The following is a 22405-nucleotide window of genomic DNA, read 5'->3' on the forward strand; positions in this document are numbered from 1 at the left end:
GAAAGGATAATGTCTAGACTCAAACTCTTTTTGCCCCTGGTAATATTTGTCGTGCTGGCCCTGTTATTTTGGCGGGGCCTCTACCTGAATCCACAGGAAATGCCATCGGCCCTGCTGAATAAACCTGTGCCGGAATTCTCTTTGCAAAAAGTGGCGGATAACAGCCAAATTGTAGAGAAGAAAGATCTTCCCAATGGCCCGCATTTGATGAATGTGTGGGCCACTTGGTGTGTAGCTTGCCGGGTAGAGCACCCCTATTTGAATGCTCTGGCTGAGCAGGGTGTGCCGATCGTTGGCGTTAACCTCAAAGATGAGGATGAGGCAGCAATCAAGTGGTTGGAGAAATTCCACAATCCCTATTTGTATAGCCTCGCCGATAGAGATGGCCGTTTGGCTCTGGACCTCGGTGTTTTCGGTGCGCCGGAAACTTTCCTGGTGGATTCCGAGGGGACTATTCGCTGCAAGCACGTTGGCGTTGTCGACAATAAGGTCTGGCAGACCAAGCTCCAGCCTTTGTATGAAAAATTAAAAAACCAGCGCTGGGACGATATTGTCGGTGAGTTATCAGATTCCCTCATCTCCCGTTGTCAGTGAGACAGAAGAAAAGAAGAGCCGTTTTATTTGTTGGCTGGGGCCAGTAGAGAATAAGGCGGCTTTTCAGCAACAGCTGGATACTGTCCGCGCTCAATATCCCGATGCAAGCCACCACTGTACCGCGTTGGTGATCGGCAACCCTTCCAACCCGGAAGTAATGCAAGCAGATGACGACGGCGAGCCCGGCGGTAGCGCTGGGCGGCCAATGTTGGAATTGTTGCTGAAGCAGGGTGTCGGTAATGTGGGTGCAATCGTGACCCGCTATTTTGGTGGTACCAAGCTTGGGGTGGGTGGCTTGATGCGCGCCTATCGCGGTGCGGTAGGTGCAGCGCTGCAAGATATTCCTTTACAGCCTTTTATTCCCCTGCTGCATGTTTCGGTTTGCTGTGATTTTTCCCAGGAAGCCCGCCTGCGCTTTTTGGTGGGACGTCACCAGGGGAGTTGTGGGCAGGCGGAATATGCCAGTGATGTCACCGTGCCAGTTTCAATCCCCCAGGATCAGTGGTCGCAATTGCAGGCGCAACTATTGGCGGAGAGCTTTCAGCTTCTCGATGATCAATAGTTCTTTCAAATGATGCCGTACTTGGCGAGCTTGGCTATCTCAGCCCCGGAATAGCCAAGCTCAGCCAGGATATCCTTGGTGTCTTCTCCCAGGGTAGGTGCCCGCTTGAAATTAACCATCTCTCCATCACAGCGAATTGACGGCGCCAATATTTTAATATCCTTGCCGTGATCACTGGGCATTGTTTGGATGCGGTCAGTATCGGAAACAAAGGGATTTGTCAGCGCCTGCTCAACATCATATACCGGGGCTGCCGGCACCTGACCAGCTAAAATTTTCAGCCACTCTGCAGTATCTTTTTTTGACAGTATCTCATCCAGTATTTCAGTTAATTCCGATTGATTTTTTCTGCGTTCCCTGAAATTTACAAACTTGGGTGCGTTAACTAATTCTGGATGTTCAATACATTGACACAGGGCTTCCCAGAATTTTTCCTTATTGCACATCAGGTAAATCCAGTCGTCCTTTGTCTTATAAAGTTGACAAGGGCTTAGGGAAAAATGTGCTGATCGTGGCACCCGCTTTTGGTTGTGCCCTGCATTTAATTGCCACATGGCCACATAACTTAAATTGTATAAAGCGTTATCAAAAAGGCTGACATCGATATCTCGTCCCTTGCCAGTTTCCCTGGCATTGAGTACTCCGGAAACAACGGCCAGTGCCAGAGCTACCCCAGTGGATAAATCCACCAAGGACAGGCCGCATCGGGTGGGTGGACTGTCAGGTTCACCAGTTAGCTTGAAATAGCCTGCCTCTGCCTGCACGGGGTAATCATATCCCGGCCACTTGGCCCTATCGCCGCTGCGGCCGTAGGCAGTCAAGTGAGCGCAAACAATTTTTGGGTTCAGCTTTCCCAGTTGTTTGTACGTAATACCCAACTTGTCTGGAACGTCTCCGCGCAGGTTGTCGGTCAGGGCATCTGCACCAAGAATTAGCTTGTGCAAGATTTGCTGGCCTTGGGGAGAGGAAAGATTGAGGGATAAACTGCGTTTGTTGTGGTTGAAAGTCTGGAAAAAAAGGCTGCTATTGTCCCCGGGTTCACCTTCCAGGAAGTAGGGGCCAACCGTACGGCCTACATCTCCTCCACGAGAGATATCTTCGACCTTAATGATTTCCGCTCCAAGATTTGCCAGATACAAGGTACCAAAAGGGCCGGCACCATATTGTTCTACTGCGACAATCCGCAAGCCTGCGAGAGGTAACATGTCGGAATATTCCACTAAATATAGATACGCCGTATCCCTCAGCATAGAACAAGAGTTGTAAATTCGGCGGGATTGGCTGGTAGATATTGGGGATAACTGGTCACTCGTATTTTGGTGACCTGTCTGACAGGCGGGGCTCACTGAAGGTGAGTGTCGCGATTTAATACAGAGTTGCTAGTCTTTTGGTGAGCTACTGGATTGTTCAGAATCCGGGTGCGGAGAAGGGCACCGGAAACGGATATCCGGCTATGTGTCAAATTGTTGAGAGGGTGCCGCCAGATGGGTAGTGCGACTAAGAGAAGCAAGTATTTTCGCAGCGTCCTGTTTGTCCCTGCGACCCGGCCGGATCGCTATGAAAAAGCAATGACCAGCGGAGCCGATATTGCCTGTGTGGATTTGGAAAATGCCGTTTCCCTGGAAGATAAAGATACTGCAAGAGAGCAGGTGGTCAATTTCTTTACAGGAGAGGATATTATTCCCACTCAGCGCGCGTTGAGAATCAACCAGCTCGATAGCGATTGCGGTATCAAGGATATGTTGATGCTGCTAGATCTACCGCAACTGCCAGATGTTGTGATTCTTCCCAAGGTTCAATCAGCAGAAGAAGTGATTGGTTTTTGCCAGGTTATGGCCCCCTCCCATAAAACGATTCGAATAATAGCCCTGATTGAATCCCCAAAAGGTTTGGAGAATGCGTTGAGTATTGCCCAGGTAGAGGAGGTGGTTTGTTTGGCCTTTGGTGCGGCTGATTACAGTGCAACAGTGGGGTCGGATATGAGCTGGGATGCTCTTTTATATGGCAGGGGGCGGCTGGTTCAGGCTGCTGCATTTGCCGGCATTGATGCTGTAGATGGCCCCTATTTGGAACTGGATGATGAAAGAAGCCTAATTGACGAAACACAGAGGGTCTCCGCCCTCGGGTTTTCTGGAAAAATAGCCATCCATCCAAAGCAAATTAAACCGATTCACCAAGGGTTGGCACCCTCTAGTGAGGCGCTCTCTCATGCTCAGCGAGTACTGAAAGCTTATAAAGAGAATCATGGTGGAGTTCTTGTAGTTGATGGACAGATGGTGGATATGCCCGTGGTTGAGCGGGCACTGAAAACTGTGGCGGCCTCGAAGGGATTGTGACCGTACTGTAGCAGAGCCAAACTCACCGGAGCCTTTCGGTAAGGCAAGAGGTTTCTATGCCCAGCTATCATTTTCCCGCATATATAAAGGCCGGCAAAAATCGCTACCGAGAGCGTTACGGTCTCGATTTTGAAGACTTTAAGGTAGGGCAGGTTTTTCACCATAGGCCCGGCGTTACCATTAGCCAGCACGATAATAAGGAAGAGTGCGTCAAGACCTTAAATCAAGCCATGCTGCATTTTGATGAGTGTTACACCGCCCAAACTGAATTCGGTAAGCCGTTAATCGATACTACTTTAGCGGTTCAACAGCTAATGGGCTTGATCTGGAAGACCTACAATCGACGAAAAAAAATTGTTGGTTGGAGAAAAATTTCCATGGTGGCACCAGCTTATGGCGGTGATACCTTGTATTCTGAGAGTAAGGTTCTCGAAGTCCAGGCAGGTAGTGAGTATGACGACGCGGGGCTGGTAGAAATTGTTATATATGGAAAGAATCAAGACAAGAAGACTATTTGCGAAATGCAGTGTGATATGTTGATTTTCAAGCGCAATCACCTGCCTTTCTCTGCGAACGGCTACTGAATTTTCATTTTCCATATTTAGGTTACCTCAATGAAAGAGTCATTTAATTTTCTGCGGGAAGTAGAAGATAACGTTTATATAGAAACGGTCGGAATAGACTTTGAAGATTTTGAAGTGGGGCAAGTATTCGAGCATCGTCCAGGCCGAACCTTCACGGAAGCTAGCTGTGTCGACTATGCACTTCGCTCATTCGATCTCAGCCCATTTATCACTGATAAGGTTTATGCGCGTCGAGTTTATGGTGATAGGCAACGAGTATTGGAGACATTTGTTTTAAGTGCAATGGCGCATACAACTAGAACGTTCGGAAAGGTTGTAGCTAACTTGGAGATGAGTGACTGTGAGTTGCAGCCAGTTTATGTAGGAGATACTTTATACTTCGAATCTGAGATACTTTCCAAAAGGGAGTCAAAATCAAGGCCTGAACAGGGGCTGCTCAGCATATACTCCCGGGCTCAAAATCAACATGGTGAATGGGTTTGTGCCTACAAGCGAACGTTACTTGTTTATCGTAAGAACTTTGGTCCCTATAAGGCTGCTGGATACTGATTTTACTTCGCTAAGTAGGTGGCTCTGCCACCTACCTCCTATCTCCTATGGGTTTAGCGTGTAAGTGTGAGAGTCTTAGGGCCACCAAGTCAGATATATATCTAAAGGCCAATAATAATTTTCTGTGAATCACCCGTGTTAAGCGGGCACTGACCACTAATGATTCGATTATGTAGGTTGATCTGAATAGTACACTTTAATATTATTTACTTATGTATACGATGACCTCTAAAGATTAAGAACAGGTATACATATAACCACAGAGTCACCGTTAGCTTGGTGATCTATATCGGTGTTTTCAGGTGATCAAGAGTAAATGTGTAGATGCAGTTGGTTAGGGATATATCTACAATAGTACCACTTTTATAAGCGTTCATAAATAAGTTGAATTATGGGGCTGACCTCGATTTTTTGCTTTTCCTTTCTGAACTCTGTTGGTGGGTGATATAATAAATCTGCTTACAAATATACTATTAGGCGCCCTAAGGTTAGCTCATAATGATAAAATTTTTGGTCGTAACTTTATCTTTGGTTGGTTCCCTCTCTTCTAATGCTGAGGTTTTTTCTTGTGAGCTAAATGGGGTGGTTATTTATACCGATGATCGAAATAAATGTGGATCTGAAGTTTCTAGCGTTCACTTAGTTCATAAAAAAGATAAGAGGGTAAATTACCGTTACCCTGAAAGAAAGTATGAGGAGCGAAGTGGGGCATACTCGATTTTCATTGAATCTCCGCAGACAGCTAAAGATGAGCAGAAGCTAAGTCGGGCGTTAGATAGATTAAGCAGCACCCTTGAGCAAATTTTTAATAAGATACCAGTTTCTAGCCATAACTACCTAAAAGACACAGATTTCTACATAATGCTCGGTCCTGAGTCAGAATTTGGGGGAGAGAAGAGCGGATTGCGTTATTTTCCAAAGAATGGGGACTCGACACTGTTGCTCGGTGACAGGCGTTGGTCCCATGCAGTTGTAATATATAACGTGGATAATTTTCTCTGGCTTCCTGATCTTTGGGTAAACAAAAGTATAATGCATGAGCTGGCGCATGCTTGGCACTATGAGGACTGGCCTACAAATTATAGATTGCTGAAAGATGCCTGGGTGTTATCCAGGCAGAGTAGCCTCTATTTAGCACAAGAAGATGTAAAAGGCCGAATTCTGGAGCCTGCATATGCATCAAAAAATGAAAAAGAGTACTTTTCCGAATTATCAGCTATCTATTTTGTAGGTGGAAATTACTATCCATTTAATCGGACTGACTTGAAAAAATACGACCCGAAGGGTTACGCCATGATTGAGCGTATATGGGGGTTGTGAGCCTTGCATGTATCTCCGATGATGGAGGTGGTGTGATATCTCTCTTTATTTAGATCTATTTGAAGGGAGTGTTTGTCAAGGATGTCTAGAGTTTACATTCGCATTGTAAATTGATTGGATTTGGATCGGTGCTTTGAGATTGGGTCTGTGTCCTAAATTGGCAGCGAGGCTGCAACAAAAGAAAAAATTTTGAAGTGAATTTTGACCTACCACGAAAGTTTTGTTGTTATAGGAAAGGATAAGAGAGTTGTAGGTCTTGGTTTCAAGTATTAAGTGATGGGAGAGTCGGTCTATGAGTATAGAAATTAGACATAGTAGAAAAGAAGATATTCCTGAAATTAAAGATATATATATGCTCAGTCTTCCTGCTATGCGGGAACACTTCAAGTCCCATACCCTTCAATAGATAAATGGGAGAAGTTTCTGGGGAATATCCCCGATAACTTTTATAGCATCGTAGCTGTCTTGGATGGGATGATCGTCGGCCAAATTGGAATGGAGGTGTTCTCGAACCCAAGGCGAAAGCATGTCTCAAATATAGGTATGGCAGTAAGTGAAGAGCATCAAAAGGGTGGGGTTGGTTCAAAGCTTTTGGAGGCAATGCTCAACCTATCTATTAACTGGCTTGCCGTTCGCCGTATTGAGTTAGAGGTTTATACCGATAATGAACAGGCTATAAGTTTATATAAGAAGTATGGATTTGAGGTCGAAGGCACCGCAAAAAATTATGCATTTCAAAATGGTGAGTATGCGGATGTCTATTTAATGGCTAAGGTGATTTAGCTAAATATAATTGCTGATAAGTATGCTCTCTGGTATCAGTTGCATATAGCGTATTTCTTTATTTTGGTTTATGAATATGGAGTTTTGCTCAAGGATGTCTGAAATTAATATTCGCTCTGCGAATGAGCGGGATCTAGCTAGGTGCTTTGAGATTGAATCTGTATCTTATGCTGGTAACGAGGCAGCAACAAAAGAAAAGATTTTAAAGAGAATTTTGATTTGCCCTGAAGGTTTCCTTGTTATAGAGAATAATAAGGAAGTTATAGGTTTTATTAATTCAGGAGCAACTCACGACATAGAATTATCTAACGAAGAGTTTAAAGAGCTGGTGGGGCATGATTCGAATGGAGAAAATGTTGTTATTATGTCCCTGGTGGTTCACCCCAAATATCAAGGTAAGGGTATGGCAAATAAGCTATTGAACAGCTTTATTAGCTCAATGAGTGAGCTAGGGAAAAAGAGAATTTATCTGATATGTCAGGATGAACTTGTTGGTATGTATTCTAAATATGGATTTATTCATCAAGGTAAATCTGATTCTACTCATGGTGGCTTGAGTTGGCATGAGATGTTTCTTACGCTCTAAAGTAAATAAATTTAACATCACTGTGGTTTCTTATTTTCTTTCTGGGATCGTTGTGAATTCAGGCCATATCTATTGGAATGAATTGCTTGCAAATAGAATCTGCGCCAAAAACTGAAAAAGTTGGCACTGTTTTGCCAGTGCCGCTAAAACTTCAGGGGATCGGTAACTTAAATATATCTGAAGTACTATTACATAGCACTTTGATTTAATTCCATTCCCATATTGTGAGAGTTGATGAATAGATGGCGACGTCTGACAACGGCTTCAGAAAGTATCTCTAACGCCTGATAAGTATCCTTCCAGCCGATACAAGCATCAGTAACTGATTGTCCGTAGGTCATCTTGTCCCAGGGGCAAATTTTTTGGCTCCCTTCTTCGAGGAAGCTCTCAATCATTACTGCTGAGATATTTCTTTGTCCTGTACTAATTTGATCGCAGAGAGATTCCGCAACAATCATTTGATTGCTGTGTATTTTCTGGCTGTTGCCATGGCTGCAATCCACCATAATGCCGGTGGGGAGCGATGTATTATCAAGCTGAGATATCGCCTGTTCTATGTCCTCAGTATGGTAATTGGGCCTTCTTCCTCCACGAAGAATTAAGTGGCAATTAGGGTTGCCTGTAGACTGAACAGCTTCAAGTTTTCCATTGTGGATTGTGGTACAGAATATCTGTTGAGATTGAGCCGCCTGAATCGCATCCATTGCAACTTTGACATTTCCGTCAGTACTATTTTTAAATCCGATAGGGCAGGGAAGTGCAGAGGCTAATTCCCGGTGTGTTTGTGATTCCGTGGTACGAGCGCCGATAGCTCCCCAGGAAATCAAGTCTGCTATGTAGAGAGCATTCAAAGGGCACAGGAATTCAGTGGCAGTACCTAGTCCCAGTGCATTGATATTGAGTAATAACTCCCTGGCTTTGGTGAGCCCGGTATGCATATCGGCGCTGCCATCCAAATGAGGATCATAAATAAAACCTTTCCAGCCTACGGTGGTACGCGGTTTCTCAAAATAGGTACGCATGACAAGACAAAGACTGCTTTCAAACTGGTTTTGAATTTCGGACAGTTTTTGCGCATAGTCTAGCGCAGCTTCAGGGTCGTGAATTGAGCATGGACCGATCACAACCAGCAGGCGGTCATCTTCACCGCTTAGTATTCTGGCAATCTGGTGGCGAGTTCGCTCGATCGCTAAAGCGGTATCAGACGGGCAGGGCATTTTTTGGATCAGCTCGCCATTACCCGGGAGTTTCATATGAGTCCGTGCGCTCAGAATAGCTGGAACGTCAGACATAAAGTGGTCCTTCTCTTCTTAACGGAAGTGCTGTCGGTATAGTCGGTGGTGATTAATATTCAACGATACTTAATATGCCACCTTGATAGGGTTGATAGGTGGCTGTATAGGTGCTTCCTCTGAGAACTCTGGGGGAGAGGTCCTGCAAAATTCTTAGTTCTAACTTTTGTTGCTGGGGCGATAGTGCAGTAATTTCAACATCCAGAAAGTCAAAGTACTTTCCGACTTTTGGGTATAGCGCCTTGAAAAAGCTTTCTTTCACTGAGAAAGCTATTGTTAGCCACTCTTCCAGAGGAAAACTGCTCTCTGATAGTAGCCTTACTTCTGAATTACTGACTATATTATGTTTGATTTCTTCGGCAGTTTTATCTGAAATAATTGTTTCATAATCAATTCCAAGTCCTTTAGACGTAGTGCTGGCTGCACAGATTGCTCGGTTGCCTGCATGGGTAATAGAAGCTTGCACACCCTTTGGCCATACTGGACAGCGGTTCTTCCCTACAGGGATTTCTTTTACCGGCATACCCAGCTTGCTGAGGGCAAAGTGAGCACAGGCTCGTCCAGCAAGAAATTCGGCCTGTCGGGATGGGACTGCGTTGTTTAATGCATCTGAAAAAGGAATATTAAGCAGTTCAAAAAATGAGTCACAATAGTTTCTCACGCTAAAAGTGGTTTCTATCAGGCAGCCAGAAAAGTGATTGGACTCTATATTTCGAAACCCACCTAAAAACGCAGATATTGAGTTGTAACTATCATTAAAGGAGTCCTGGTTCATGATGTCGTAGCTTCTTCAGTATCTATATCTTTTCGTCTTGGAGGAGGTACTTGGCGGAGAGGTTCTTCTCTGTGATTTTTTTCATATACAGCACTCTTTAAGCCATTTGATCCTAGAGAGCTAGCGGTAACAATACCAACTGTTGCAGAGAAAAAATAAACAGTCCCGGCCATAGTGACAAGTATTTTATCTAGAATACTAACCCCAAAATTACCAAAGGTATTGCCTGTGAAATATTGGGTATCACATAGGCTGTTTGTTTGACCATGGTGCTGTATTTGATTCTTATCATCAATGTGAATTAGGCGATAGCTGCCTATCCATTGCTTCTTTACCTCCGAACTCTGCGGCTGGCTGCCAAGCCCAAAAAGAATTGGAGCGGTGAATGAAAATAAATTTGAGTGCATGACAGCTGTAATGACAGTCCCTGTGTTTTTAAGCTTGAGCAATATAGACAGGTCTATCCCCGATATTAATTTTTAAGAAGGAGTAATGATGGGTCGCTAGGCTACCTCAGTTAGACGCTAAACGCAAATAAAAATTATTATCATTTGGGGTTTTGGTGAAGTGGCGGCTTTTTTTCTTCCAAGCCTGGGGATTCGTTGATCTTCAGCTTATGGCGCTGACTATTTTTTATCCACTGCTTCCTGTGTGGGATTGTGAAGCAATGGATTTTCTGCAGAAAATAATTAGCGGGTAGCTCAGGTTACCACTGGTAGCTTCAAGTGGCTTTATGAGTAGGTGTCGCGGGTTGTTTGCCAAAGCTAAGACGGCAGGAATTCGCAATTCTGTGGGGGCGCTTACCTCTCCCCCCCTATAGCCGATTTATTTTGTAAAAAAAGAGTTTCAGTATTTGATTTCTATATTAAATTTCCGTGTGCTGAATATGGTTATTAGAGCATTTCCATGGATATTATTAACCCTAATGAGGTTGCCTGTATTTGTAAGGGCTTGCTAACTGATGGCTTGGGGTCGGATATTTTGGTCAATGCAGTGGTATTCTGTAGGTTGGGGTATACCCGACCTGATATTTAATGAACGGGAGGACTGCTTATTGATAAATGTCACAGCCACTTTACTTGATAAAAGAGCTGGTTCACCATTTTAAGAGTGTGAAAAAGTTGTCAAAGGCCAAAAATTACATCTCAATCGTTTTATTTTTACGCATTTAGATTTCGATTATGAATGAGCTAATTTATTAAGCGTTTCTATTTTAATTTACTCTGGTTTATTGCTCGCTTTCGACAATGTGTCTCTTTTTGCTGTGTTTTTGTCTTTATGTGTTTTTTTGGGGTGCAGGAGACTATTTTTCTTGAAAGATAGCCTCCCAAGTTATCGCGACATCATCCATCGTAATTGTAACTATAACTCTACTTTTTAACCTCCTTCGCCTCTCACTTTATCCTATTTCTGGTTTTTCTTTTCACCGAAGCTTGGTAGGGTTGCGCGCGATTCAATCCATATTCCTTGGGGAGGGATGTTGTGAAGTTTAAAAGCAGTTCGGTAGTTATTGCATGTGGTGTGATCTTGAGCGCTTGTGGGAGCGGCTCATCTGGTGGAGGAGATGATAGTGGCGGAGGTTCCTCGATCTCAGAGGCGGCGACTCCCTACCTATATTTCAATTCTGCAAAAGTGTTCACTTTTGAATGGTCTGATGTTGAAGGGGCTACCTATTATCAACTTCTTGAGAACAAAGATGGGCAATCTGGCTATGAAGTGGTTAGTGATAAAATTTCTGCAGGTTCTGAAGTTGTAGAAATTAAGGTGCCTCTATTTGAGCGATTGAACGCTCGCTATATATTACAAAGCTGTGATGATACAACTTGCCTGGATTCAAGTGAGATATCGATTGATGAGGAAGTTGTCGATAGTATTGGTTATTTTAAGGCTGGTAATGCCGAAGCCGGCGACCAGTTTGGTTGGTCCGTTGCGATTAGTGACGACGGCTCTACCATAGCTGTTGGTGCGACTGGCGAAGATAGTAATGAGTTAAATGAATTTAATAATGCAGCTAGCGGGTCAGGGGCTGTATATATTTTTGATTATGGTGAAGATGGTTGGGTTTACCGAGCTGTTTTAAAAGCTTTAGAGGTTGAAAGTGGAGCTGCATTTGGATCTGCAGTGAGTCTCAGTGGCGACGGAAATACGTTGGCTGTTGGTGCCTACAAAGAAAATGGTGAGGATGATAACTTTTCGGCTGGCGCAGTTCATATATTCACCCGTGAGGATTTGGAGTGGACTCACAGCGCTAAACTAAGAGCAGATAATCATGGCTACTATGATTTTTTTGGGCGGGCGTTGAGTCTAAGTGGTAATGGAACAACCTTGGCAGTTGCAGCCCCATCTGAAGATAGTAGTGCTACCGGTGTCAATAGTGGCCCTGATAATGACGAAGCTCTGGATTCTGGTGCAGTATATATCTTCCAGTATTCTGGGGTTGAGTGGAGTCAAGAAGCTTACTTGAAGGCAAGTGATAGCAATTCAAATATGGACTTCGGTTCATCCCTTAGCTTGAGTGATGATGGTTCCATTCTGGCGGTTGGTGCTATTGGTGGGCATGGTGGCAGGGGAGCAACTTATATCTTCTCCAATAATGGAGGCTGGGCTCAGCAACAGCTACTTACTGCAGATAGCGCAAGAGTGGGCGATCATTTTGGTTGGGATGTTAGTTTTAGTAGCGACGGCAACCTGCTCGCTGTGGGCGCCCCACTTCAAGCAGGTGCTTCAGAGGACCCTGATGATCGCGATGGCTTCAATAATGGCGCGGTCTATCTATTTTCATACGAGGAAGATTCTTGGTACCAAAGTGCCTACCTTAAGGCGAGTAACACCGATGAAGATGATGCTTTTGGTACGTCTATTAGCCTGAACAATGATGGCTCACTACTTGCGGTAGGTGCACAGGAGAGTAGTGCTGGTATAGGTTTCTATGCTGATAGCAATGACAACTCGGCATCTAGGGCGGGTGCGGCCTATATGTATTCGATGGTTGATGGGCATTGGATTGAGAGCACTTACCTGAAAGCTAATAACACCGATGAGCGTGACTACTTTGGAACTTCAATCGCTTTAAGTGGCGATGGTGATACCCTGGTAGTGGGCGCTCCAGAAGAGCAGGGCTCGGATACTGGGATTATGGCTGATCCAGATTTAAATGATGCGGATGCTGCGGGAGCTATTTATATCTACTAGTTAGACGATATCTTTCTCAATCCCTAGGAATATTTCTATATCAGTTGGACCCATATTCGTGGGTCCAACCATGCTTTACCAACCTGTCTTCTGTAAGGTGAGACCTCAATTTCTTTCCTTTATTTCTCTTTCTGAATTTTACTGTTGGTACGATCGAGAGATTAGGGCTAAATTTTTTTAGCCCTATACTTTGAATATTCTATTTACTTTGCATATCTATCAAGCAATGGTAGGTGATTGGATTTTCTTTTTGCTAGTTAATGATTAACTTCTTTCTTGGTTGTCAAAGGTTAGGGTTTTTCGTTTTGGTGTTGGGTATCTTGGTTTCAAGTATTATTAAGCTAGGGTGAATTTGAAAAAGATAATTTTAGCTACCCCTAATTGATTGCGAGCATATCCAATCATTATCGCTCACACGGTTATAAATTAGAGTGCCTACACTATCACTAGCTCAAAATGCACTATGTGCTGTTTGTGAAGTTGGTTCAATGGGAGTTTTAATCTAATTCAGAAAACTCTTCCCTGCTACGGTAATGAGAGCTTATTTCTTCAAGCTTTTGAAAAGTCAGAGGGAGGATCCCAGTCTAAATAGCAGTTGTTGGTTGTTAGCTGGGGTTTCACAAGCCCGACACATAAAAAATATAGGCACGAAAATGATCTTATTGGAATTTATTAAGTTTGTTTTAATGTCAAAGCTGCGTAAAATCGATAGATATTTCTAGTATTTTGACCGTAATTGAGTGAGCTGATTAAAGCGGCTTTACAGGCTTGAAAGCCTAGAGAGAGCCGAGAATTTTCCAAAAGACCCATTCCCTAAAAGGAGAACGGTAGCGTGACGTAAGAGTAAGTAAAAGGCGCTGACCCAAGGTGCGCGAACACCCGGGGCCAGCTAACCAAATTGATACATGTCCTATCAAAATGGCTATATGGATAATACGCTAGAAACCCGCTCGTATTCAATAAAGTGGAGTACATTCAGCAGTTTGGGACCAATTCCCAAGCTCTGGAAGTCTAGCGCCCGCCTTTTCCTCTTCTGTGTCTACTGTCCTCGCGCACCACCCCATATTTCCTCCAAACGTTGAATCACAAGTTCCCCATCCCGGAAGTGCCCAAATTTTGATTATTGAAGGAAATGAGTATGTTGATTTTAAAGCGACGGACAGGTGAATATCTAAGAATTGGAGCAAATGTCTCAGTCACAGTGCTGGAGGTAAAAGGTAATCAAGTTAAGATAGGCATAAGCGCACCCAAGTCACTGCCTATCCATCGTGAAGAAGTCTATGTGAGGATCAAAAAGAAACAGAAAGTGGAGGCTTGAATATGTCGTAAGGGGGACAATTCCGGGGGGCAGGCGATTAAGAAGCTAGACTCCAAACATAAAGTTTTAGCCTTTGGCTGGCAGGCGATATACGCACTCTGGTTCGAGTGTCTCTTTGCTGCCAAAAGGCTCTTTTGAATATCAAAGCTAGTTAGGTGGCGGAAGGGCTAATTATTTTCTGTCAGGTGAGCTTTAGAATTCTCCATCTTTTTTATATTACAAGTTGAACTTGCAACCCTTGCTAAAAAGCCAGTTTTTATTTATGCCCCTTTGAAGATACATTCCACCTTATATCCATGCAGCGATACTTCCGAGCTTCTTTCGCAATTGCACTCAATAGGGCTTGGGTAATCTCTTCTTTTCGGTTTGTATCGCAATCCCCGATATATAGCTCACTGATAATAGCCCAGGCCGCCGAGCTTTCACTTTCTGGGATAATATTAAAGCTGATATACCCCTCAAGGTTGTGGTCTTGTTCCACAACCAGCACTTGATGCTCTTTCCTCTGAAACAACCTATTTTGCAATTCAAGTTGGGTAATATGGAAAGAGTCAGTTGAATTATTATGCCTGGCTAAGCAGCGCATCATATTGTAGAGATAAAAACAGTCGGTGGGATGGGCGTGGCGAACAAACATGTCAGTACCATTTAATCAGTGTTTCTTTGAATCGGCGTTTGATAGCTTGGCACATCCTTATGCCAAGCTATGTCATCCTGTAAGAGGTTAACAATAGGAATTAAATTGATTTGGCTGTTTCTTGGATGAGGGTGAACCCTTCATCTAGCCATCCGCTGATACCGCCGATCATTTTTTTGACTGGCCTGTTAAGCGTGGCCAGCCTGATAGCTGCTTTTTCTGTCGCATTACAGTGTGGGCCAGTACAATAGACAACAAATAAAGTACCTGAAGGGTATTCGCTCAGCTTGTCTTTATTGATACGGCTGTATGGTAAGGACTCAGCCGTTTGTATATGTCCGTTTTTATAAGCCTCTTCACCTCGCACATCTAAAAGTACGAAATCCTTGCGATTTTGGCTGACTGCGTGGTGTACATCCCAGCAGTCTGTTTCAAAAGATAGGAGGTTTTGGAAGTGGTTTAGCGCATCTTGACTGTTGGCAGCGGGTACTCTACTTACGGCTGAACTCATATATTACTCCCGGTGATTTTTCGGTGGTTCGTCAGGTTTTCAAGTGGTGATAGTGTCCCTTTTTGGTTGCTCCCGGGCGATCCGCCTCTGAGCCAGATAGCATTAATTTTGCGCCAATTCTGCGTGCAAACTTGTGGGTCGGCTTTGGCTAGTGGGGTTCGGCTTTACTTATTTGAGGATGATGGTGATTTACCGATTAAATAATGCTTCAAAGGTTGAGGGTTTTATTCCCTGCATTGCTTTCAATAACTGCTCAACTGGGTATGCTGGATTGGATTTATTCGTTAACCTAATTTAATTAACTGCTGAGGGTTAGGGGTACCTATGTCGACGTTGGCACAAAAGCCTAATAAGAGCCAGAAAGTGGCTGTTCTCGCCCACCGGCAGGTCTCACTCTTCGAACTCGGTTGCGCTACCGAATTCTTTTGCCTACCCCGACCTGAACTTAGCGAGCTCTACACCGGTGAAATTGTGACTTTCGCTGAGGAAAACCCTCTGGCGACCGGCGGTCTGGCTCTGGCTTGTCGGCGGGTAGAGAGTTTGATGGATTATGATCTGCTGGTGATTCCCTGTTGGTCGACCAATGCACAACCACAAGATGCTTATTTGGAGCGTGTACATAAGGCGGTGGCTGAGTTTGCCGCTGCCGGCCGCCAAATTCTTACTTTTTGCTCCGGTGCTTTTCTGCCTGCGGAACTGGGACTATTTGATGGTCGGCAGGCGACTACCCACTGGTTGTTTGCGGATCGTTTTCGTGAGCGCTTTCCTGCGGTGGAGTATGTGGGAGACGTTCTCTATGTGTGGGAGGATGCACTGGCTTGCGCTGCGGGTAGTAGTGCGGCCATCGATCTGGGCATTGAGTTTTTGCGGCGCAATCACGGTTATGAATTAGCCAATTCGGTGGCTCGTCGGTTGGTGATGGCACCCCATAGGCAGGGTGGCCAGGCCCAATATGTGGAGATGCCCGTTGCCAAACGGCCAGACCACTTCTCCGCCGCGCTGGATTGGGCGATTGGCAATTTGGATGGCGCTATCAAAATTGATGATATGGCGCAGCGCGCTCATTTATCCCGCCGTAGTTTTGACCGAAAGTTTCGCCAGTCGATGGGAATTGCTCCCAAGGAGTGGCTGATTCAGCAGCGCTTGCGGGCGGCGCAGAAGGCGCTGGAGTCCGGTAAGGAGTCTATAGACAGAGCAGCCCAACTGGCTGGCTTTGAGAGTAGTGCGACCTTGCGTCACCATTTCCGTCGGGCGTTTGGGATTTCGCCCAGTGAATATCAGCGCCAATTCCAGAATTCCGCCAAAGTGGCGGTTGAGGCTTAACGTTGGCCGCGCGTTGGTACGGCTATGGGGAGTCGGTACCTTTGGTTGATACACCCCCGGGCACTAAAGGGGTATGATTCGGTCTCTATTGCCTGATGACAGTACAGACTACGAAGGAATTATGACGAAACAGCGCGTATTAACCGGTATTACAACAACCGGTACTCCACACCTGGGGAACTATGTGGGTGCAATCCGTCCGGCGATCGCCGCGAGTCAGGATGAAAACAACCAATCGTTCTACTTTCTGGCCGATTACCACGCACTGATTAAGTGCCAGGACCCGGCACAGGTCCATCAGTCCACCCTGGAGATCGCTGCAACCTGGCTGGCCTTGGGCCTGAATACCGACAATGTGGTGTTCTACCGTCAGTCCGACGTCCATGAGATTCCTGAACTAACCTGGCTGCTCACCTGCATGACAGGCAAGGGCCTGATGAACCGTGCCCACGCTTATAAAGCAGCGGTAGATGCCAACCGCGCCGATGGCGAGGATTCCGATTTTGGCGTCACCATGGGGCTGTATAGCTACCCGATCCTGATGGCCGCGGACATCCTGATGTTCAATGCCAATAAGGTGCCGGTGGGTAAAGACCAGGTACAGCATATCGAAATGGCTCGGGATATTGCCCAGCGCTTCAACCACCACTACGGCGAGCACTTCGCTTTACCAGAAGCGGTAGTTGACGACCACGTAGCTGTGCTGCAGGGCCTGGATGGCCGCAAAATGAGTAAGAGTTACGGCAACACTATTCCGCTGTTCCTTCCTGAGAAGAAGCTGAAAAAGCACATTAATAAAATCAAAACCAACCTGCTGGAGCCGGGTGAGCCAAAAGATCCGGATACTTCCACTGTGTTCCAGGTTTGGCAGGCATTTGCCAGCGAAGAACAGACAGCAGAAATGCGCAAAGCTTTTGAAGAGGGCATTGCCTGGGGTGAGGCCAAGAAGCAGTTGTTTGAGCTGGTGAACGGCCAGATCGGTGAAGCTCGCGAGCGCTACAATGAGCTGCTGGCTAACCCGGACCAAATTGAAACGGAGCTGGAGAAGGGGGCTATTAAAGCTCGCGCTTACTCTGCGCCCTTTATCGAGAAGTTGCGTCACGCGGTTGGTATCCGCAAGATAGGTTAGAGCTTTTCCTGAAAAAGCAGGAGGCCATGGAGTATCGGCCTCCTTTTTAATAAAAAATAATAAATGTACAGGGTGCAAACATGGAAAACGTTCAGGCAAATCCTGATGCCGGCAATAGTGCCGATAATAAAAATGGCTGGATTAATCGAGCGCTCAATTTTATTGAGGTTGTCGGTAATAAATTACCCGATCCCGCCGTTCTGTTTTTGATCTTGATGGTGGGAATCTGGGTACTCTCCTGGCTTCTCTCCGGTGTTAACTTCGAAGCCTTACACCCCGCTACCGGTGAGGCGATACAGGTAACCAACCTGCTTTCCAGTAGTGAAATGGCCCGCTTCCTGTCTGGTATGGTAACTACCTTTACCAGTTTTGCGCCCCTGGGGGTGGTGTTGGTAGCCATGCTGGGGGTCGGTGTGGCTGAGCAGAGTGGCTTTATCAATGCGGTATTGAAAAAGCTGCTGGCGGTAACGCCGCAGATGCTGCTGACACCTATGTTGATTTTGGTGGCTATCGTCAGCCATACAGCCGTAGATGCGGGTTATGTATTGGTAATTCCTCTCGGAGGGGTGATCTTCTATGCGGCAGGGCGCCACCCTTTAGCGGGTATCGCTGCGGCATTTGCCGGAGTTTCAGGGGGCTTCTCTGCCAATTTTGTTCCCTCAGCGATTGATCCCTTACTGCAAGGCTTTACCCAGACAGCCGCACAAATCGCCAACCCGGAAATGCAGGTAAACCCCCTTAATAACTGGTTCTTCACTTCGGCATCCTGCCTGCTGGTGACCCTGCTGGGGTGGTGGTTGACGGATAAGGTCATCGAGCCCCGCCTCAAGAATGTAGAGGTGGATGGCGATGAAGCGGATATGCCAGTAATGCAGGAGCTGGGCGCCCGCGAGAAAAAAGCCATGTACCTGGCGGTAACTGTGATGGTGGCGGGTATCGTCGGGCTTGTGGCCTGGATGCTGCCAGAGACCTCAGCCTTGCGCGATGCAGAAGGGCAATTAGCCTCCTTCACTGCGCCAATTATGAAGTCGATTGTGCCGCTGATCTTCCTGCTGTTTGTGATTCCCGGTGTGGTGTTTGGCTATGCGGCCGGTACCTTCCGCCAGAGTAAGGATGTTATTGATGCGATGTCCAAAACCATGGGCTCCATGGCTTATTACATCGTGATGGCTTTTTTCTGTGCGCTGTTTATTTCTGAGTTCGCCCGCTCTGGGTTGGGCACATTACTCTCGGTGGAAGGGGGTAGCTTGCTTGCGGCCATGGACTTGCCGGGACCAATCACCCTGATGGGAATTATTGTGCTGGTGGCCTTTATTAACCTGTTTGTGGGCTCCGCCTCTGCCAAGTGGGCGCTGCTGTCCCCCATCTTTGTGCCTATGTTGATGCAGATCGGTTTCTCCCCTGATCTCACCCAGGCGGCTTATCGGGTAGGTGATTCCTCCACGAATATTATTACCCCGCTGATGCCTTACTTCCCCTTGGTGGTTGTGTACTGCCAGCGCTATGTGAAGGGAACGGGCATTGGGACACTTGTATCCATCATGTTGCCGTACTCCATTGTGTTTCTGATTTGCTGGTCGCTGTTCCTGGTGGCTTACTGGACACTGGGAATGCCTTTGGGGGTGCAGGCTAGTTATACCTACCCTTAAGAGGTCGGGGATCTTTGTCTAAGTCTCTCTAAATCAAGTCCCGATATCTACAATCTCAATCTGAGTGGTTGCTGCTGGGCAGCCACTTAGTATTTTTCCTGCCTTAGAGTCTGCTTTTATTCATTTCATCAAGTCATCCTGATGGTACGAAAGTGCAGCTTGTAGACTGCAATGCTGTCCTTTAATGCCGTATTTCTTGTCCCTAATCATGTCATCGCTCTTTTTAGTAAAAAAATGTTCCAATAATGTTGTAGATGATAACGATTCCTATTAGGATTCGCGCCCAGTTACCTGGGTCACAGTTTGACTGTGATCCATCCAAATTCAGTTGCGTTGAGGGATCTCCATGAGTACCGCTCGAATTAAAAGTATGCAAAAAGCTTCTCCTGTAATTTCTGGAATCAGCCGCTCTTTATTGGCGCTGGCTATTGCTGCGGGCGGTTCTTCTGTGGCGTTCGCTGCAGAAGATAAAAATGAAGGAATTGAAGAAGTTAATGTTATCGGTGATCTGAATCTGGATCGTCAGACCTCCATTGGTAAGCTGAATATTCCGGTCGATGAGACCCCCTTTTCTATCTCCTTACGTGATAAAGAATTCTTCGACACAACTGGCTCTAAGTCGATTCAAGATACTCTCCAGTACACCGCAGGTGTAAATGGCGGTACTTACGGAGTTGACTCCCGTGGGGATTGGTCAACCATTCGTGCAGTTGAGCCGGTTATGTTTGTTGACGGCTTGCAATCTATCTTTGGTAGTTACACCAGCTCCCGGGCTAATCTCTATGCATATGAAAGGGTAGAAATCCTTAAAGGCCCGTCTTCAGTTCTTTACGGTCAGGGCTCTACGGGTGGTATCGTTAACTTGGTTTCAAAGCGTCCCAAGAGTGAATTTGGTGGCGAATTGATGGTCCAGGGTGGTGACTATAATCGGAAAGTAATTGCGGGGGACGTTACTGGTGCTTTCGATGCTGATGGAGAATGGCTGTATCGTGTAGTTGGCTATGCGCGTGATGCCGACGCGCAAGTGGATCATGTGGAGGATAATAGCACCCTATTTATGCCTTCGGTTTCTTGGCGTCCAAGTGCCGATACAGAAGTTACCTTTTTGGCAAGTTATCAAAAAGATGAAACCGGCACTACAGCTGCATTCTTGCCCTGGGGCGGTACGCGTATTGATAACGTAAATGGTGATATACCTACTGATACCTTCCTGAGTGAGCCAGGTTGGGACAAGTATGATACTGAGCAAACAGCTTATAGCATTTGGGTCGATCACCGGTTTGACGAGAGCTGGGGTATTAATGCTGGTCTTCGCTATTCTGAGGGCGAAGTTGATTACAATTCAATGTATGCGGATTTCGATCTTACACAACGCTTGAATAAAGATATAAGTGATATTTCTCGTACTGCTTATATGAAGGATGCAACTAGTGACTTGCTAATTTTTGATTTGCGAGTTTCTGGAGAGGTTTCTACCGGTTTACTCGAGCACAATCTCTCGTTTGGCTTAGATAGCCAAGATGCGGAGATCAATGAGGATAAAATTTATGCAGTTGGCGCTGGTGGGAGCATCAATATCTTCGACCCCGTATACGGTTACGTTCCGGAAGGGATTGAGCCTTACGATTATCCAAAAACTAGCACTGAGCAGCTAGGGTTCTATATTCAGGATCAAGTTTCCCTGGGTAACTTCATTGTCAATGCTGGCCTTCGTAAGGACATTACAAAGTCTCGGACAGAAGGAGAAAATGCAGATAGTGAAGACGCTACTACCATGAGGCTCGGTGTGATGTACGCCTTTGATAGTGGCATTTCTCCTTATGTTAGCTATTCGGAGTCCTTTGAACCTGTGGCTGGTACGGATTCGTCAGGTCGTGCATTCCGCCCGGTTGAAGGCGAGCAGATTGAAGCTGGGATTAAATTTCAGCCCGAAGGAACTAACTTGCTAGTTACGGCTTCCGCATATGAAATTAAGCAGAAAAACTTCCTAACTTATGACCTGAGCTCTGCTGGCTCAGGTGAAGCCACTCAGCTCGGTGGAGTTGAAATTGATGGATTAGAGCTTGAAGCTAGCGGAAAGTGGGGTAACTTAACCCTGATTGCAAACTACAGTACTACGAACTCTGAAATAACAGAAAGTACAGCTTACTATGAGGTTGGTACTGAACTTGAGGCTGTGCCAGAAGAGCAGTTTTCTTTCTGGGGGAACTATGACTTTGGTGATTGGGTTCCCGGCTTGAGTGTTGGTTTGGGTGCACGATATGTTGGGGAGAGTTATGCGGGAATGGATAAAACACGGGAGATCGTGTTATCACAGTTCACTGGTGTTCCCGCTTACTACGCGTACTATGATGCGCTGCTGGCAGAGTTCCCGACCGATAATCCTTCATATACTCTGTATGATGCGACTATTGGCTACACGCTGGATAGCTGGAAGTTTCAGGTCAATGTGAAGAACTTGACTGATGAAGTGCACACGACCTCATGCCTGAGCCGCGGTGACTGCTTCTACGGTGAACGACGCTATGTAACTGCGGAAGCACGCTACATTTTTTAAGTTAGTGTAGACTGGGAGCCTGTCCGCAGGGGGAGTCTGTGGGCGGGCTCCCTTTTTTACGTTTAAGCAACCAGACGAGAGGCGAGTCTCTCGCTGTTATGGTTATGCCAATGTCTTTTTATATGATTGCAGGAGCTTCCAGCGCCTTTGCTTTGGCCGGGATTCTGCTCCTTTATTCCGCTTGGTCCCGCAGAGGGGCAGAGCCCGTGCGCCGTTGGAGTGGCTGGGGAGCCATGGTGTTGTCGGCTTTTGGGTGGAGCTCAATTGTTGGGGTGGAATATGGAATCAGTATTGCCACTTTAATTGTAATGCTCGGAGTCTTTGCTTTATTGGCCCTTAAGGGTGACTGGCCCAGTGGCCCTAGGCCCGTTGAAAAGCAGCGCTCGGGAACGCCCGAAACGCAAGCCCTGCTTCCATTGTGGTTGCGGGGCTTCTTGCGTTTTATGGCTGCCTTTCTTTTGCCCGCGGCTAGTGGTTTGATCGCCGGTTTGCTTTTCTTTGGTTTTACCGGATTTTCTGAAACTGTCCGCTTGGTCGGCGGAGCCTTCCTGTCGGTGATAATCTGGACCCTGGCGATGGTTTGGTGCTGCGCCGATAAAAAGCTTCTGCGCCCTTCGGCTGCCATGTTGGCTTTCTCGGTGGTCAGCGGCTTGTTGCTGACCTTTGCGCTTCCCGCTTCGGCAGCATAGATCAACGGACTTGAGTAGG

At 46.1% G+C, this 22405-nt stretch carries 21 protein-coding genes; 15 read left to right on the forward strand and 6 right to left on the reverse strand.

From position 1 onward, the window contains the following. Positions 1-9 precede the first annotated feature (9 nt). Positions 10-594: a DsbE family thiol:disulfide interchange protein gene (locus ACJJI8_RS13840; protein WP_444896644.1), complete on the forward strand. Its 585-nt coding sequence runs from the start codon at positions 10-12 to the stop codon at positions 592-594. Then, on the forward strand, positions 557-1156 hold the full coding sequence (locus ACJJI8_RS13845) for an IMPACT family protein (RefSeq protein ID WP_444932717.1): 600 nt from the start codon (positions 557-559) through the stop codon (positions 1154-1156). Before ACJJI8_RS13840 ends, ACJJI8_RS13845 begins: the two co-directional genes overlap by 38 nt. A 5-nt stretch (positions 1157-1161) precedes the next feature. Here ACJJI8_RS13845 and ACJJI8_RS13850 read toward each other — a convergent pair whose 3' ends face one another. Then, entirely contained in the window at positions 1162-2361 is a 1200-nt protein-coding gene (locus ACJJI8_RS13850; protein ID WP_444932718.1) for a CaiB/BaiF CoA transferase family protein, read from the reverse strand. Between the two features lie 279 nt (positions 2362-2640). Here ACJJI8_RS13850 and ACJJI8_RS13855 point away from each other — a divergent pair, with 279 nt between their 5' ends. The 6 genes from ACJJI8_RS13855 (at position 2641) to ACJJI8_RS13880 (ending at position 7314) form a co-directional block, all read left to right on the forward strand. Further along, the gene (locus ACJJI8_RS13855; RefSeq protein ID WP_444932719.1) at positions 2641-3492 is read left to right on the forward strand and encodes an HpcH/HpaI aldolase/citrate lyase family protein; all 852 of its coding nucleotides are present in this window, start codon (positions 2641-2643) and stop codon (positions 3490-3492) included. Between the two features lie 56 nt (positions 3493-3548). After that, complete coding sequence (locus ACJJI8_RS13860) at positions 3549-4076, forward strand: MaoC family dehydratase (RefSeq protein ID WP_444932720.1); 528 nt, start codon at positions 3549-3551, stop codon at positions 4074-4076. Between the two features lie 30 nt (positions 4077-4106). After that, positions 4107-4625 (forward strand): MaoC family dehydratase, encoded by a 519-nt coding sequence (locus tag ACJJI8_RS13865; protein ID WP_444932721.1) that lies wholly within the window; start codon positions 4107-4109, stop codon positions 4623-4625. Between the two features lie 498 nt (positions 4626-5123). Continuing rightward, on the forward strand, positions 5124-5945 hold the full coding sequence (locus ACJJI8_RS13870) for a hypothetical protein (protein ID WP_444932722.1): 822 nt from the start codon (positions 5124-5126) through the stop codon (positions 5943-5945). A gap of 402 nt (positions 5946-6347) precedes the next feature. Beyond that, a complete protein-coding gene (locus ACJJI8_RS13875; protein WP_444935169.1) occupies positions 6348-6728 on the forward strand; it encodes a GNAT family N-acetyltransferase in 381 nt (126 codons plus the stop codon). A 94-nt stretch (positions 6729-6822) separates the two neighbouring features. Further along, positions 6823-7314: a GNAT family N-acetyltransferase gene (locus tag ACJJI8_RS13880; protein WP_444932723.1), complete on the forward strand. Its 492-nt coding sequence runs from the start codon at positions 6823-6825 to the stop codon at positions 7312-7314. A 188-nt stretch (positions 7315-7502) separates the two neighbouring features. On the opposite strand, the gene ACJJI8_RS13885 is transcribed toward ACJJI8_RS13880, so the two are convergent. Genes ACJJI8_RS13885 through ACJJI8_RS13895 form a run of 3 tightly spaced genes read right to left on the reverse strand, consistent with a single transcriptional unit; the run spans position 7503 to position 9830 of the window. Next, complete coding sequence (locus ACJJI8_RS13885; RefSeq protein WP_444932724.1) at positions 7503-8606, reverse strand: 3-deoxy-7-phosphoheptulonate synthase; 1104 nt, start codon at positions 8604-8606, stop codon at positions 7503-7505. A 52-nt stretch (positions 8607-8658) separates the two neighbouring features. Further along, complete coding sequence (locus ACJJI8_RS13890; RefSeq protein WP_444932725.1) at positions 8659-9381, reverse strand: 4'-phosphopantetheinyl transferase family protein; 723 nt, start codon at positions 9379-9381, stop codon at positions 8659-8661. After that, positions 9378-9830, reverse strand: coding sequence for a hypothetical protein (locus ACJJI8_RS13895; RefSeq protein ID WP_444932726.1), 453 nt, complete (start codon positions 9828-9830; stop codon positions 9378-9380). The genes ACJJI8_RS13890 and ACJJI8_RS13895 overlap by 4 nt, the downstream gene beginning before the upstream one ends. A gap of 1033 nt (positions 9831-10863) precedes the next feature. On the opposite strand from ACJJI8_RS13895, the gene ACJJI8_RS13900 reads away from it, so the two are divergent. After that, positions 10864-12573: an FG-GAP repeat protein gene (locus ACJJI8_RS13900; RefSeq protein ID WP_444932727.1), complete on the forward strand. Its 1710-nt coding sequence runs from the start codon at positions 10864-10866 to the stop codon at positions 12571-12573. Between the two features lie 1138 nt (positions 12574-13711). Further along, positions 13712-13891 carry a carbon storage regulator CsrA gene (gene csrA / locus ACJJI8_RS13905; RefSeq protein ID WP_444905805.1) on the forward strand — a complete coding sequence of 60 codons (180 nt, stop codon included), beginning with the start codon at positions 13712-13714 and terminating at the stop codon, positions 13889-13891. 256 nt (positions 13892-14147) lie between these two features. On the opposite strand, the gene ACJJI8_RS13910 is transcribed toward csrA, so the two are convergent. Together ACJJI8_RS13910 and ACJJI8_RS13915 are read right to left on the reverse strand one after the other, a co-directional pair. Further along, the gene (locus ACJJI8_RS13910) at positions 14148-14528 is read right to left on the reverse strand and encodes a hypothetical protein (RefSeq protein WP_444932728.1); all 381 of its coding nucleotides are present in this window, start codon (positions 14526-14528) and stop codon (positions 14148-14150) included. Positions 14529-14628: 100 nt separating this feature from the next. Next, positions 14629-15039, reverse strand: coding sequence for a rhodanese-like domain-containing protein (locus ACJJI8_RS13915; protein WP_444932729.1), 411 nt, complete (start codon positions 15037-15039; stop codon positions 14629-14631). A gap of 324 nt (positions 15040-15363) precedes the next feature. On the opposite strand from ACJJI8_RS13915, the gene ACJJI8_RS13920 reads away from it, so the two are divergent. From ACJJI8_RS13920 to ACJJI8_RS13940, 5 genes are all read left to right on the forward strand, one after another. After that, on the forward strand, positions 15364-16362 hold the full coding sequence (locus tag ACJJI8_RS13920; RefSeq protein ID WP_444932730.1) for a helix-turn-helix domain-containing protein: 999 nt from the start codon (positions 15364-15366) through the stop codon (positions 16360-16362). Between the two features lie 121 nt (positions 16363-16483). After that, positions 16484-17491 (forward strand): tryptophan--tRNA ligase, encoded by a 1008-nt coding sequence (locus tag ACJJI8_RS13925; RefSeq protein ID WP_282933487.1) that lies wholly within the window; start codon positions 16484-16486, stop codon positions 17489-17491. Between the two features lie 80 nt (positions 17492-17571). Continuing rightward, positions 17572-19140, forward strand: coding sequence for an AbgT family transporter (locus ACJJI8_RS13930; protein WP_444932731.1), 1569 nt, complete (start codon positions 17572-17574; stop codon positions 19138-19140). A 346-nt stretch (positions 19141-19486) separates the two neighbouring features. Continuing rightward, complete coding sequence (locus tag ACJJI8_RS13935; protein ID WP_444932732.1) at positions 19487-21697, forward strand: TonB-dependent siderophore receptor; 2211 nt, start codon at positions 19487-19489, stop codon at positions 21695-21697. A 110-nt stretch (positions 21698-21807) separates the two neighbouring features. Continuing rightward, positions 21808-22386: a hypothetical protein gene (locus ACJJI8_RS13940; RefSeq protein WP_444932733.1), complete on the forward strand. Its 579-nt coding sequence runs from the start codon at positions 21808-21810 to the stop codon at positions 22384-22386. Positions 22387-22405: the final 19 nt, after the last annotated feature.

This window comes from Microbulbifer maximicatervae (SeqCode) (assembly GCF_052467695.1).